Origin of the sequence: uncultured Paraglaciecola sp. (genome assembly GCF_937123705.1) — a bacterium.
Lineage (GTDB): Bacteria > Pseudomonadota > Gammaproteobacteria > Enterobacterales > Alteromonadaceae > Paraglaciecola.
In genome coordinates, this window is the sequence record NZ_CAKZKO010000133.1 from 47,399 (window position 1) to 61,988 (window position 14,590).

Genomic DNA, 14,590 nt, shown 5'->3' on the forward strand with positions numbered 1-14,590 from the left:
GCGGGCTTATTCGCCTCACAGGCATGCATTTAAATAAGCGTTATGTAGTGCATTGTGAGGACAGGAGGGAATATAAAAAGGGGATGCAGCAGCGCGAGGCTACTGCATCCCCTTTTTCGATTAGTTATTCCAACGAATGTAGGTATCACCTTCACGCATTTCTTCGCCTAGGTGTTTATCTATTGTAATCGCCATTGAAAAAACCGAGTATCCGGCGCTAGGCACTGCATTTTCAAAATGCTGCTCGATGAGCTTAATCAGGCTATCTAATTTTTGCGGTTGTGTGGCCGCCAAATTAGTTTGCTCGGTTGGGTCGTTGTTTAAGTCAAACAAAAACACTTGATCTGAACTAGGGTTGAGTTGTAATTTCCAGCCATCCGCCTGCACTACGCGGTAAGTACCAGTAAACCAGTACATAGCATCATCTTTACGGGCGAATTGATTTGAGCCTTGCCACAATGGTGCTAAATCCACACCGTCCAGCTCTCTGTCTGAGGGCAATTTCCCTCGGCTGGCATTGACAATAGTAGGCATTAAATCAAAGTGATTCACTGGCTCGTCTATCACAGTTCCGGCTTTGATTTGTTTTGGCCAAGTAATGGAAAACGGCACCCGAATGCCACCTTCAAAAAATGTGTTTTTCCAACCACGGTAGGGTTTATTTAAATCATCAATAGCCACATAATCGGCGCCGCCGTTGTCGCTTGATAACACCACTATGGTATTGTCGGCAATGCCTTGCTCTTCGAGTTTAGCCATCACCTTTTCAACTGAGCGGTCGAGTGAACGTAACATAGCCGCATAAACACGTTTGCGATGCGGTTTAATATCACCCACTGCCTCATAATCAGATTTTTTTGCTTGGATAGGGTTGTGAGGTCCCCAGTGAGCTAAATACAGAAAGAATGGACGATTGGCATTGGCTTCAATGACGCGCTCGGCTTGCTCGGTGAAATAGTCAGTCAGATAACCTTTAGGCGCAAAGGGTTTGCCACCATTCCAAGTGACAGCGTAATCCATGGTTGCCCAAATAAAGCGGTCGAGCCCAGAAAATTCAATCGGGCCATTCACCGCTTCTGGATGATCGACCGGCAAATATAATCCCGACTTCATCATTAAGCTTTCATCAAAGCCTTGATCATTAGGCGCCATGCCGTTGGTTTGCCCCAGATGCCACTTGCCAATATGTACACTGTGATAACCTTGCTCTTTCAGTAGCTCTGGAATAGTGATTTCTGAGCTGTTTAAGCCGCGATCGTCAAAATCGGGATTGCTGGCATCTACTTCAGGAAAATATTCTCCTGCTGGGCGGCCTTTCAGATCGGCGTTTTCAATCATTGCCACCATTCGGCCAAAACCATTAGGAATAGGCGTTACATCATATCCAGTGCGGGTTGCGTCGCGACCGGTAAGCAGCGCCGCTCGAGAGGGTGCGCAGTTGGCGTGACCAGAATAGCCTTTAGTGAATAACGCCCCTTTTGCCGCTAATTTGTCGATATTGGGAGTATCTATCATGCCAGCGCCAAAAGTAGACACATCGTTTATGCCCATATCATCGGTAAGGATAAGCACCACATTGGGTTTGTCAGATGGTTGCGCTGGCCCTTGTTGCCACACAACTTCGCGATTTTCAGCCACTGGCTCTTTATTTTTATTGCCGGCTAAATACAACAGAAAATCGATACGGTTGATCCACAACAAGGATCCCGCTAGGGCGATAAAAACAACCAATCCCAAGATGATTTTTTTCCACATGACACTACTCCTCAATTCATTTTTGTTATTGTTGTTACTGCTCTTGTTGTATGAAAGCCATAATATGTTTAACCAAGGCCTCGGGTGCTTCTTCTGGTGAAAAATGCCCCACGCCTTCTAATGTATGGTGATTTTGCCCTTTACAACCCGGTACATGGCGTTGTAGTTTTTTTGCAACGCCTCCCGTCACAGGATCTTTATCACCAAATACCGTTAAAAAGGGTTTGTTAAACTGCCCTAGTTTTTCCCATACCTTTCTGTTTCTTTCAACCTCTGGATGGTCCGAAAAAACAGTGATCAGTTGTGGAAACTTGCAAATTCCAGCCTGATACTTGAGTGATGGAAAAGGCGCAAGATAGGCTTGATACTCCTTACTGCTAAGCTTTTTAGCGGCAAAACTAGGTTTAAAGGCAATTTTCCAAGGAAACCCAGGGGCAATTTTCATAAGTCTTAGCCACCAGCGTAAAAAGGTATTGCCGCCATCGCCTATTGGCACCCCAGTATTAGAAGCTACTACTCGTTCAAATCGTTCGGGAAAATCAGCCACCAATTTAAGCCCTAAGGTCCCGCCCCAATCCTGACAGACTAAGGTGATGTCTTGCAAATCATTAGCTAACAACCATTTTCTCAGCCAATCTTGATGGCGTGAGAGAGTATAGTATTCACGTTTTGCAGGTTTGTCTGAACGGCCACAGCCTACTAAATCCAAGGCAATAATACGTCTGCCTGTAGGTATTAAGCCTTTGATGATATAGCGGTAAATAAAGCTCCAACTGGGATTACCGTGCATCAATAAAATCGGTTTGGCATCCTTAGGCCCAATATCGATGCTGTGGATCCGAATGTCGGTACCATCTTCATCTTTTATATGGGTATAAGTGGGCGCAAAATCATAATCGGGTAAGTTTGCAAATTGCTCATCTGGGGTACGTAAAACTTTCATCGTCATTTTGTTACAAAGACCTATTTTGGGTTTGCTGGTTAGGGATAAGGGATAGCAACAACCCTAAGGTTAAAAATGCCAGCAGATAAAAAGTTAACGCAGCAGCAGGTGCAGTGCCTTGGGTAACCACTGGTTTCCATTGGCCTATGCCAATGCGACCTAGTTGGGTGATGACCATCACCAAATACAACAAGGGGATCATCGATTTGTAGCGAACAAGCGCCACAATATTTAACCCCGCCATCATCACTTGCACTAAGCCCCAAAATGCAAACATCGAGATTAAGGTTTTTGCCGCGTCGGCAGACCATAGATCCAGTGGAATGGTGGCAATGCTTTGGGCACCGCCATCTGCGGCAAATACATGTATCAGTGAGCGCCCCATAAATATCAAGGTGATCACAACAAACATCCACAAGGCTATTTTGTTGCCGCGATATTGGTTGTCGAACTGCTTAGGCAGTAATAATGAAAAATTCATAACATCACCTTTAATTAGCGTCAGAACCATCGCTGGTACTCAGCATCACGCCTCGTTGCCCAGAGATCTTATTGTCCAGTAAATCTAACCAAAGCTGAGCCACTGCTTGCGCCCCTTGGTGATGCTCAATATTGACTAAATGTTTAAAGCGAGCAAACAGTTGCACGGCAGCAGTAAAGCCTTTTTCCATAAAGACTTTTTCGCCCAATTGCTGGCTGCGTTTTTGAATATGATCTGGGGTAAAAAAGAATACGGGTTGTGCCCCTGGTAACGCTACGCGCTTACCTAGATTTTCCCAGTGAGTCACGCCCACAATTTGGCTGGATTTCATGTTATCGGCTAAGTGGTGATGCAAAGCTGCCACCACTTGTCTATCTCCCGACATATCTATGTAAACCGAGGAAATATTGTTAACCGTATCGGCTTGATCATAAGTCACAACCTGATCGCAGATAGCCAACTCTTCTACAAATTTCACATTATGCGCTGAAGTAAGCCCAACAATTTTGCCTGTATAGCCATTGCTGCGAATAAAAGCGGCCAAGCTATAACCGGTTTTAGACGACACCGAACCGACAATCATTTGTTCGGCGTTAAAGTAATGGTTATCCATTAAAAAGTCAGCGATAACAAAACCTGTCAAATACAGAGGGAACAATACACTGCGCTGATCTTCCATGCTTTGCATCAATTCTGGCTCGGCCTGACATCTATGGTATTGATTGTAAAAAGCCGGTAACCCTTGGCGATGCTTGGTGGCATCCAAAAATAAATGGGGTTTAACTTCACTGGGTTTAAGCACAAGTTGACTAGACATTGGGAAAAAACCGTAAAGCCTTTCACCCACTGCAACATCAACAACATTGCTTTCAATCACATCAGCGAACCCCCATACGCCTACTTTGCCCCAGTCTTGCTCATGAGTAGGGAAATACTGCCAATAACCCACAGCATCGCCTCCGATGGCATAGCCTATGTTGTTGGCGGTTAAGGCAAATTTGTCGATATTGACACGAATTTCGCCTTGTTGCAGAGGCATTGTATCGGCTTCTACAATTTGGGTTTTGCGAAAATCTTTTTTATTGATCCAGACTTCGGTGTTGGTATTAGCGCTTGTGCTCATAATATTTATCTTTTAAACAAGGGAAAAAATAATTTGTAGTAGGCAACAAATTTGTAAGATCACCAGAGGCATCCAAATATGCGGCCTGAAAAAAGTAGAGAACTTAAATTCAGTAGGAACACTAATAGTGCGGGTGATAGATTGATATTTAAAACTAATCGCCGCAGAAAAAGCTGGATCGGTGACAATATTCATAAAGTCCCGACGAGAACGCCAGCGCATCATGGCGATAGCAGGAAATTCGAACTTATCATCACTGCCCCAGCTGTCGATATGTCCCCCTACCTTCAATGCTTGATACACAGGATAACAGCCGTGTTTCAACATGATGGGTAATATGCCTTTAGTGTATTTTTCTACTGCTTTACGTGGTGCTAATAGCTCTCCTGTGACGGGATCTTTCACATCACTGGCGGCTAACTCAACAAAATTTGCCATGCAAAAATCCTTGCCTGTGTCACTTTGCATAAAGTTTTGTAACACCGCTAAATCGCTATGCTTATTTATGTCATTGGATTTTAGTATTTCCAACATATTAGCAATTTCATCTGCTTGCATGGGACCGCGCCAGTTAAAATGCCACAGTAAAAAACAGCCATAGAAAAACCCACCAGCAATAAATATTTCCCAGATCATTTTTCCACCTTTAATAATAGTTTTCCGTGATTCTTCCCAGTGAAAATCATCTCTAATGCACTTTGAAAGTTTTCTAATCCAGCAACAATATGCTCTCGGAAAATAATGTCGCCAGTTTGTTTAGCTTTAAGTAAATAACTAAAGGCTTCGGGTACGCGGTGCATGTAGTCCTTCATGGTAAAGCCTTGAATTTTAAGGCTATGGGTGACGACTGTCATAAAGTTTGCAGGCCCAGAGACATTAGCAAAGTCAGCGTATTGCGAAACCGCCCCACACACCACTATGCGCCCCTGGTAGTTGATACAAGCTAAAACCGCGTCTAATGTTGCCCCGCCCACGTTGTCAAAATACACATCTATACCCTTAGGGCATTCACGTTTTAGAGCCGAAGGCATGTGGTCATTTTTGTAGTCAATGACACCATCGAGCTTTAAGGTATCTAGCAAATAAGCGCATTTTTCGGGACCACCGGCTATGCCAATCACTCTTGCTCCGGCCAATTTTGCTACTTGCGCGGCAATAGAGCCTACCGCGCCACTTGCAGCAGATACCACTACTGTTTCACCCGCTTGTGGCTGGCCAATATCGGTCATGCCAAAGTAGCCAGTAAAACCCGTCATGCCAAGGCCTGCTAGGTAGTCTTTGGCTTCTGCTAGATTTAGGTCAACTTTGCGCAAGCCATTTTGACTCACCACGCCGTAGTCCTGTACTCCCATAAAGCCAGTCACCCAATCACCTTGTGCAAAATGCTTAGACTGACTTTCGAGTACTTCAGCTACACCAAAGCAGCGCATTATTTCGCCAGGTTGCACCGGTGGCATGTAACTTGGTTTATTGGTGGTCCAGCCTCGCATAGCGGGATCGATTGAAATCCAGTCGGTGCAGATTTTTACTTCGCCTGGTTTTAAAGCGGGCAGAGCTGTATGGGTGGTTTTGAATATGTGGTCGGTGCTGCCATCATGAAACCCAGTGGTGCGAACTTGGGTAACTTGCATCTTGATTACTCCCACACTTCTTTATAGTTTTGGCGAATCACTTTGCGCTGGGTTTTTAGGGTTAACAGGCTGTCTAATCCAGTAGCGGCGAATTGCTCAGTGATTTGTTGCGAAGTGGCGCTTTGCTGTTGCTCAAAATGTTGGGTGAGACGCTGTAACAAATAAAATCGGTAGATCATCACAGTTGAGCCTATTGTTTTGCCTCGCCATTCAAACTCAGCCATACCAAGAGAAGCCTGGGACATTTTTTCACTCACGCCTGTGCTTCCTGAAGGAATATCAGGATGCTGGTTTAGCCAATTATTACCATGAGCAACATGGGCGGTGATTTCGGCTAGATACTCTGCCTTTATGTAGTGCATTAACTCAATAAGGCTCTGTGGTAAGGCATTACTTGCAAACAGTTCGCCTTTACTGGCTTCGTATAGGTGGTTATCTATAGTGTGGGGCGAATTCATTCTTTCTAACCACTGAAATACCGCTGGCGCATGCTGTTGCATTAAGGCCAGAGGGTAGGGATCACGACCTAAATGAGCATAGAGTGGGCCAAACAAGCTGTAATCGGCGATAGTCGGTCGGCCACCTAGTATAAATGCATGGGTATTTAAGTGACTTTGTAATAGCGCTAAAAATTCGAGATAAGAAGCCTCTACATCGGACAAATTATTTGCGCTGGCACCAAAAAATTCAGTGGCTTTGCGCATTCTACCGCTGGCAAATTCAAAGCTGGCGTCTGCAGCTGCTTGATTTTCGGCTGGAGGTAAACAATCTCTAAATGAGACTTTAAGAAAGGCAAGGTTTTGCTTATCGAAATTCCAACGGTAATGCATAGCCGGTCGAAGTAGGCCTTCTGAGCCAAAGAGTTCAAATAAGTGAGCAATGGCCTTAAGGCTTGGATCTTCAGGAAAAATAGAACCATTATTGGCTGCATTTTTATCTAAATAATCTAAAATATCGGTGCCATCTTGCAGTAGTTCACCTGTAGGCGTTTTTAATACTGGGATGATCCAACGCCCAACTTTAGGCACGATTTCTTGTCGGAACTCTTGGCTACCTGCACCACGCTCAATAAAGTTGACCTTGTTAAAACGTAAATAAGCGCGCACTTTTGCGGAAAACAACGAGGCCGTCATGGCATATAAAATATAAGGTTGGTTATTATCAGGCATAGTCATTTTCACTCGAGAAGAAGTTAACAAATCTATATAATGTCATAAACAATGTCATAACAATATTGATTATGCAAGCATCACATGTGATATTGACATTATATGTGACATTATTTATTTTAGTGGATGATTTTGCAGAGGGGGTTGAGGTGAAAACAGTTAAATTTATAGCATTGGGTTTAGTATTGTTTGGCGCCGTTTTATTTTTTAATAGAGAGGCGATTACCTTAAAACTCATGGAAAAAACCATAGATAAAAACTTAACCAGCAATTTACTGTCTTCATTGCCTGATGGTTTACATGTGTATTTGTGTGGCGCAGGCTCGCCTATGATGGATGTTAAACGTTCGGGGCCATGCACTGCCGTTATGGCCGGCAACAGAGTTTTTATTGTGGATACTGGCAGCAGTGCATCCAAAGTATTGCAACAAGGCCGCGTGCCCCAAGCCAATATAGAAGCGGTGTTTTTAACCCACTTTCATTCTGATCATATTGACGGCTTAGGGGAATTAATTATGCAGCGCTGGGCCAACGGCGCGCACACTACGCCACTTGCGGTGATTGCTCCGAAAGGTGTTGAGCAAGTAGTAGCGGGCTTTAATCAAGCTTATGCCCAGGATGACGCATATCGTATTGCTCACCATACTGCTAAAATCATGCCACCTACTGGCAGTAATGCTGCGGCTCAAGGATTTGAGTTGCCTGAGTCAGGACAAAGTAAGCGGGTGTATGAGCAAGATGGTTTAGTTGTGACTGCCTTTAAAGTCGAGCATGAGCCGGTATCACCTGCGGTAGGTTATAAATTTGAATATCGAGGACGATCAGTGGTAATAAGCGGTGATACGGTCAAATCCACTAACATTGCAAAATTTGCTGCAGGTGTGGATGTGTTGTTACATGAAGCCTTATCGAAAGAGTTGGTGCTTTTGATAAATCAACGAGCTAAGGCCGCAGGCCGCGCCAATATTGCAAAAATCACTCACGATATTCTTGACTATCACGCTAGCCCAGTAGACGCCGCACAAACGGCGCAACAAGCAAAAGTGGGGCATTTGGTGTTGCATCATATTGTGCCGCCATTGCCTATAAGCACCCTTGAAAGTATCTTTGTTAAAGGCGTGAGCGAGGCTTATTCTGGGGATTTCACCCTTGGTAAAGATGGCACTTTTATCAGCTTACCCGCCGAGTCTAAAGAGATTAAGGTGCAGGAATTAATTTGGTAATCTAATCAAACAAGAGACTGGCGTATTTGCTGTTCGATAAACGCCAGTTTATCTTGTCCAAACACAGCCGTGTTTTGGTACTTAAAGCTGGGCACTCCCCATAGCCCTAGGCTGTACAACTCTTTTAAGTTGGCCTGTGCCCAATGGCGCCAAGTTTCATCGGTTAAGCATTGTTTTGCCTGTTGCCAATCTAGCCCAGACCGCTCAACAATACTTTTAAGCCCTTTATCTGTATCTGCCCATACTCTTTGAGACCAAACGGCTTGGGTAAAGTTACACATAAATTCTACTTCTTTGCATTGGGATTGTGCATAGTCAAACAGCGCGTAACAGCGCTCTACGCCAGCACCTAAAGGATCGGCGATTTTTCCAAAGGGTAACGCATATTCATTTGCTTCGCGCTTGGTGTCGTGAGCGATATACATACTTTTCTGCTTCGGCACAGGCAAATTTCGCATCAACATAGGTAAAACAGGTTTTAATTTTAAAGGGATTTGATAGTGCTCAGCCAGTTTTCGGGCGCGCCATAAGCCTAAGTATGAATAAGGACTACGCACCGAAAAATAGATAGTTAAGGGCTCAGCTTGTTTGGGATTGGGAGCTTGCCAATTTTCTGCCAGTGGCAAACACAGCTGATGTAGCTTGTTGTAGCTCACTTGTTTTACGCTTGCACCGGCAATCAACAGTTCATTTAGCCTTTGTTCTAAATATTGCAGTCGCTCTAAGCCCCAATACCATTCTTGACCATAATAAATTATTCCCGATAAATAATGGCCTTTATGGGCCAATTCAGCTTGGTTGTCGCGTAAACATTTTTGCAATGCGCCGAGATTATCTTTTACCTTTGGCTCAATAAGACTGCCTACAGTGGTGCTATCGTCATTCCAAAAAGCGTGGAATAAAACCAAGGCATGGGTGATAAAATCATCTGAATCTGCCATAGCCACTAATTGGCAACTGGCTAGTTTGCTAAGCTCAGGATCTTCTATGGCCTGTGTAGGTGAAGTTAATTGATACAGCGCCGCCAATTTTTGGTTGTCACTTAACACGTTGGCTCGCCACAGTGCTAGCTCTGGAAACATGCTGCTTTGTTTTTCAAGCACTATTTTAAATGCATAACGAACAGCATATCTTTGTTGAAGTTCGGGTAATACTTGCAACAACAGGTAGCTGGCAGGATCGTCTATGGCCAAAAAGACTTCTAAGGTATGTGGTAAGCCCTGTTTTATGCGCTTATTTTCTATGCGAGCGCGCTTTTTGTTTAGTCGCTTGTCGCTCAGGATCATGTTAGTAATATAAGAAATCAGGTGTTTTTTCATATTCGCTCTATCTTGCCTATTGACCGCTGAATGCTTTTTGGTATGTCATTCTAGCCGGAGTGATACATTAACTGCGTCTTGTTTTTATCGACACACTTTATGTTAATACCTGTTTGATTGTCCAGTTTCAATCTGAAGTTCAATAGATAAGATCATAGTGAATGGCGAATGATTAAAGAATGACAGCCTAAAGGATTGGCATGACATTATTTTTGAGCCAAAGCAGTAAAAAAATCAAATGCCTCTCGGCTTTGCATTTTTTGCGAAAAATTCAGGCCGAGCTGAATAAGGCTGGCATTATTTTTATACCTATAAATAGATTGTTTTAAGCCTACAATAGCCTGATTAGTTTGCTTTACGCTATCTAAAGCCAAGAAATATAAATAAGCATGTTGGGCGTTTTGTGGCGCTAGTTTAACGGCTTTTTCAAACAACCCAATCGCGGCTTGTTTATCACCAGAGCGAATTTGATAGAGCCCGTAAGCATAGAATATTTCTGCTGCGTTAGGGTTGTTCTCTAATCCTGTATCTAGCACCTGTTTTTCACGTTTGACGTTACCTCTAGCCCGGTGCATTTCGGCCAAATTAACATAAGAAGGTGCAAAATAAGGGTCTACTTTAATACTATGCTGTAACGCATCGATGGCGGCGGTTGGTTGATTAAGTTGAGTATGAATTTGACTTAAATTAAGGTTGCCTTCACCTCGCCAACTTGAAACTAGCGTGCTGTCTATTAATTCTTTAAATGCTTGATTAAATGCAGTGCTATCTTGCAACCCTATCCTAATAACATGATTTGCCGCCGCCACTCTAATGGCTTTATAGTTGTCGGCTAAAAGCAGCTTGTAGGACTTGAGCTTTTGCTCGGTATTTAACAAGTGCCCAACTTGTGCAGTGGCCAGTCTAATCAAATTTTCGTTTGACTCTACCCAAGGTTTTACCACAGAGTCGGTTAAAATTTGGGTTGAATTAACTAGTAACAAAATAGCACTGGCTCGTTTGATTTCGCTTAACGATAAATCATTGATGAGCTTTAAATGCTGGCCTAAGGGCAAAAAGCCTTGGTGCATCAGTTCGATAAATAGGCGTTCACCATGGGGCAGAGTTTTAGCAGGACCGTGGCGCTTTTCTAGTGAATTTTTAGCCCAAAGATTGTCTTTATCCGTATGACAATTGATGCAAACATTAGGCGTGTTGTAGCGCTGTGACAAGTCAGGGCGGGGAATTTTGAAACTATGGTCGCGCCTTTCGTCAACGCCCATATAGGTGGTTTCCGGCATATGACAACTTACACATTGCCCAGCTTCAGAATCTAAGGCATGACCTGTGTGGGATTGTTGCTGATATTCTTCGCTGCTATGGCATTGCAAACATAGACCGTTTCCAGAGGCTTTGAGCTTCATACTATGACTATCATGACAATCAAGACAAGTCACCCCAGCCTTATACATCTTGCTTTGTAAAAATGAGCCATAAACGTAGACTTCTTCCTTAATTTGCCCATCACTGTGATAAAAAGGCTGAGACAATAAGGCCGGTGAAAATTGATCTAAAAAGGCCGTTTGCGGATGAATGCCATCGGTTAAGGGGGAGCGAAGTGCGTGGCAGGAAAAACAACTGTCCATAAAACGCCCATTTTCGGTTTTGGCTTGTTCAGATGCTAGTTGTAAATCGGTAGATGTGGCTTGTGTGGTGCGTAACTTGGCCACTTTTTCATTCGGCAACCTTAACCATTGCAGGAGTTGATTTTTGGTTTCTGGCGTCAAGGTATCGGTAATTGCCGTGACTTTTGAATGGGAATTAGGGTGTGCTGTTTGTTTATGACATGAAATACAGCCCACATTAATATTGTCCCATTGGCTGTTAAAGCTGTCGCTAGCCACATCATAATGACGTGTTAACCCATCTGAATGACAATCGGCGCACATGCCATTCCAGTTTTGTAGGGGTTGTTGCCAATGTAATCTATCGCTGGGCTGTATATCTTCATTGGCATAATTAGCAAACCATTTTTGTCCCCCTTCTGACATCGGGCGACTATCCCAAGCGAAGGGCAATACTTGAAATCTACCGCCTGTGGTTTTCACTAAGTATTGTTGCAATGGAAAATGGCCAAAGGTGTATTTTATTTCATATTCTGTGGTGTGATTTTGTTCAGTTAACTTTACCAAATAGGCTTGGTTTTTTTGATAGAACAATGCTTTTTGGGTGTAGTGGGTGATTGATGCATTATCAAAATTAGCTAATATGGTTTCACTACTGGCCACTGCCATGGCTTTGGCATGATCAGAGGTTTGCCACTGCGCTCCTTGTTGCTGATGGCAAGCTATGCAATTTTTCTCTTTTGCCACACCTTTGCCATAGTGGGTAGCGGGAATAAACAAAAATAACAAGGTGATAATGCGTGTGTACAAGATAATTAAAGCTCAGCAACTGATAAATGCATGGGGTTATATTATCGGATTTTTTCGCTTTTAACTGTTATTAATTATGTGGATTGATTTCACTATTAAGTCAGAACACAGATCGTCATCCCCAAAAATTACCGAACAGTGCAGTCTAGCTGTTGTTGATTTTCAAGATTATGGTTCAAGTTAATAGGTGCATTTTTTATTTCAACAAGATACTGTTTCTGCAACATAATCTAACGCACTGATCTTATGAAACGTTATTTACATTCTGGCTTTATCCTTGCTTTATTGCTCTTTTTTATAACAGGTTGTGATAAACCCATTCCTATCGAAAATGGAGCGGATGAATTAGGTTTTACCGCGCCTTCCGTAGCCACGATGAAAGTGAATAATGAGCTACTTAAGGAGTTACCCTTCGATAACGTACAGGACTTTGCGGATGCTAAAAGAGGCTTTATTGCCACAATAGATGATTTGCAAATTAGCAATGAGCAAGGGCAAATGGTGTGGGATATGCCTGCCTATGATTTTGTTGATTATCAAACTGCGGATGGTCAGGCTCCCGCAAGTGTTAACCCCAGTTTATGGCGACAAGCGGCCCTTAATAATCAACATGGTTTGTTTAAGTTACAAGAAGGCATATATCAAATACGCAATTTTGATTTAGCCAATATGACTATTATCCAAGGTGCTAATGGTTGGATTTTAGTGGACCCATTAACCGCTAGAGAAACAGCTCAAAAAGCCCTTGAATTTGCTTGGCAACAACTGGGTAAACAGCCGATTAGCGCTATTTTGTTTACCCATAGTCATATTGATCATTTTGGTGGGGTGAATGGCATACTTGCTTTGCTCAGTGAGCAAGAAAAGTCACAATTAGATATTATTGCGCCAAAAGGCTTTATGGAAGAAGCGGTGAGTGAAAACATCATTGCCGGCTCGGCCATGGCGCGACGAGCAGGCTATATGTATGGAAAATATCTACCAAGAAATGCAAGAGGCCATGTAGGTACAGGATTAGGTAAATCGCCGGCATTTGGCAGTATGGGTATCGCTCAGCCTAGCGTTATTGTGGATGAAAACACAACTATGATGGATATAGACGGTGTGTCTTTCGAGTTTATGTATACCCCCAATACCGAAGCACCGGCAGAATTTATCTTTTACTTACCCGCGCTAAAAGTGTTTGTAGGTGCAGAATTAGTCTCCAAAACCCTACATAACTTATATACCTTGCGCGGGGCCAAAGTGCGCGATGCTATTGTGTGGAGTCACTATATCGAGCAAGCCAGAGAGCAGTTTGCCGATGCCCAGCTATATGTGGGTAGCCATCACTGGCCTGTTTGGGGGCAACACAATATACAAGGCTTTTTAGCGACTCAGCGTGACACCTATAAATACATTCACGATCAGAGCGTACGCTTATTAAATGCTGGGCATACCCCAAATGAAATTGCAGAGGTGATTGAATTACCTCAATCCTTACAAAAAGATTTCTCTAACCGTGGATACTACGGAACCGTAAAACATAATGCCAAGGCTGTGTATCAGTCGTATATGGGATGGTTTACCGCCAATCCTGCTGCCCTTGACCCTTTGCCTGAACCCGAAGCCGCAAGGCGTTATGTCAAGATGATGGGGGGAGCGGATAACGTAGTGCAACAGGCCCAAGCACTTTATCAACAGGTTGATGAACTGTCTGCTGAGCAAGTGAAAAAAGAATACCGCTGGATTGCGCAATTGCTTAACCAGGTTGTGTTTAGTGCACCCGAACATATTGAGGCGAGAGCACTGTTAGCCAAAACTTATGATCAATTGGGGTATATGGCAGAATCAGCGCCTTGGCGTGACTTTTATTTATCCGGCGCGTTTGAATTACGACATGGTGTGAAAGAACAGGGGATGGCCCCCAAAATAATGAAACAGGTATTGTTGCAGACTCCAGTGCATAAGTTTTTAGATGTGTTGTCCATACGCCTAAATGGGCCTAAAGCCGCTAATGAGTCACTGCGTATTCAAATTAACTTCACCGATCTACAGCAGCAATATCTACTCACCTTAGAAAACTCAGTGCTAAGACATAAACGGGTGAGTAACGACCAACAAACAGATGCTACCATCAATATTACTCACAAAATGTTTATCAGCATAATAACCAAGGAAGCCGGTTTAAAAGAAACTCTATTTGGCGATGAGTTAAGTATTGCTGGCAGTAAACTGGATTTATTAACCTTCTTTAGCTTATTAGATAATCCACTGGGTGATTTTAATATCGTAACACCATGATTTTACTGATACTTGTCAAAAAACCCTAAGAAATGCGGCTTGTAACAAAGCCGCATCCCTAGATTTTTCACTTTGCTTAAATAATCTGCGTATTTGCTTGAATTAAACTTGCATAACTACCTCAAACCCGTAAAATACCGCGGCCTTTTATCTGGCTAATAATTGTTAGGTGAAAAGGTACATTAAGTTAACGTTAACGCTACAACGAGTTTGAGGCATATATGGTTACTATTCGTTTACAGCGTGGTG

At 43.2% G+C, this 14,590-nt stretch carries 11 protein-coding genes; 2 read left to right on the top strand and 9 right to left on the bottom strand.

The window, feature by feature from the left end:
- Positions 1-120 precede the first annotated feature (120 nt).
- The 7 genes from Q0688_RS16475 to Q0688_RS16505 are packed head-to-tail and all read right to left on the bottom strand — an operon-like array spanning position 121 to position 7,102.
- Positions 121-1,755: a sulfatase-like hydrolase/transferase gene (locus tag Q0688_RS16475; RefSeq protein WP_299079290.1), complete on the bottom strand. Its 1,635-nt coding sequence runs from the start codon at positions 1,753-1,755 to the stop codon at positions 121-123.
- A 34-nt stretch (positions 1,756-1,789) separates the two neighbouring features.
- Entirely contained in the window at positions 1,790-2,704 is a 915-nt protein-coding gene (locus Q0688_RS16480; protein ID WP_299079293.1) for a haloalkane dehalogenase, read from the bottom strand.
- A gap of 4 nt (positions 2,705-2,708) precedes the next feature.
- Complete coding sequence (locus tag Q0688_RS16485) at positions 2,709-3,179, bottom strand: hypothetical protein (RefSeq protein ID WP_299079296.1); 471 nt, start codon at positions 3,177-3,179, stop codon at positions 2,709-2,711.
- Positions 3,180-3,189: 10 nt separating this feature from the next.
- The gene (locus Q0688_RS16490; protein WP_299079299.1) at positions 3,190-4,302 is read right to left on the bottom strand and encodes a DUF2855 family protein; all 1,113 of its coding nucleotides are present in this window, start codon (positions 4,300-4,302) and stop codon (positions 3,190-3,192) included.
- A 12-nt stretch (positions 4,303-4,314) separates the two neighbouring features.
- Positions 4,315-4,938 carry a hypothetical protein gene (locus Q0688_RS16495; RefSeq protein ID WP_299079302.1) on the bottom strand — a complete coding sequence of 208 codons (624 nt, stop codon included), beginning with the start codon at positions 4,936-4,938 and terminating at the stop codon, positions 4,315-4,317.
- Positions 4,935-5,933, bottom strand: coding sequence for an NADP-dependent oxidoreductase (locus Q0688_RS16500; RefSeq protein WP_299079305.1), 999 nt, complete (start codon positions 5,931-5,933; stop codon positions 4,935-4,937). Before Q0688_RS16500 ends, Q0688_RS16495 begins: the two co-directional genes overlap by 4 nt.
- Before the next feature lie 5 nt (positions 5,934-5,938).
- Complete coding sequence (locus tag Q0688_RS16505) at positions 5,939-7,102, bottom strand: glutathione S-transferase family protein (protein WP_299079308.1); 1,164 nt, start codon at positions 7,100-7,102, stop codon at positions 5,939-5,941.
- Between the two features lie 71 nt (positions 7,103-7,173).
- Between Q0688_RS16505 and Q0688_RS16510 the strand changes: the two genes are divergently transcribed.
- Positions 7,174-8,325, top strand: a complete 1,152-nt coding sequence (locus tag Q0688_RS16510; protein WP_299079311.1) for an MBL fold metallo-hydrolase — start codon at positions 7,174-7,176, stop codon at positions 8,323-8,325.
- A 5-nt stretch (positions 8,326-8,330) separates the two neighbouring features.
- Here Q0688_RS16510 and Q0688_RS16515 read toward each other — a convergent pair whose 3' ends face one another.
- Together Q0688_RS16515 and Q0688_RS16520 are read right to left on the bottom strand one after the other, a co-directional pair.
- On the bottom strand, positions 8,331-9,644 hold the full coding sequence (locus Q0688_RS16515) for a DsbA family protein (RefSeq protein WP_299079315.1): 1,314 nt from the start codon (positions 9,642-9,644) through the stop codon (positions 8,331-8,333).
- 206 nt (positions 9,645-9,850) lie between these two features.
- On the bottom strand, positions 9,851-12,058 hold the full coding sequence (locus Q0688_RS16520) for a cytochrome c3 family protein (protein WP_299079318.1): 2,208 nt from the start codon (positions 12,056-12,058) through the stop codon (positions 9,851-9,853).
- 246 nt (positions 12,059-12,304) lie between these two features.
- On the opposite strand from Q0688_RS16520, the gene Q0688_RS16525 reads away from it, so the two are divergent.
- A complete protein-coding gene (locus tag Q0688_RS16525; protein WP_299079320.1) occupies positions 12,305-14,341 on the top strand; it encodes an alkyl sulfatase dimerization domain-containing protein in 2,037 nt (678 codons plus the stop codon).
- Positions 14,342-14,590: the final 249 nt, after the last annotated feature.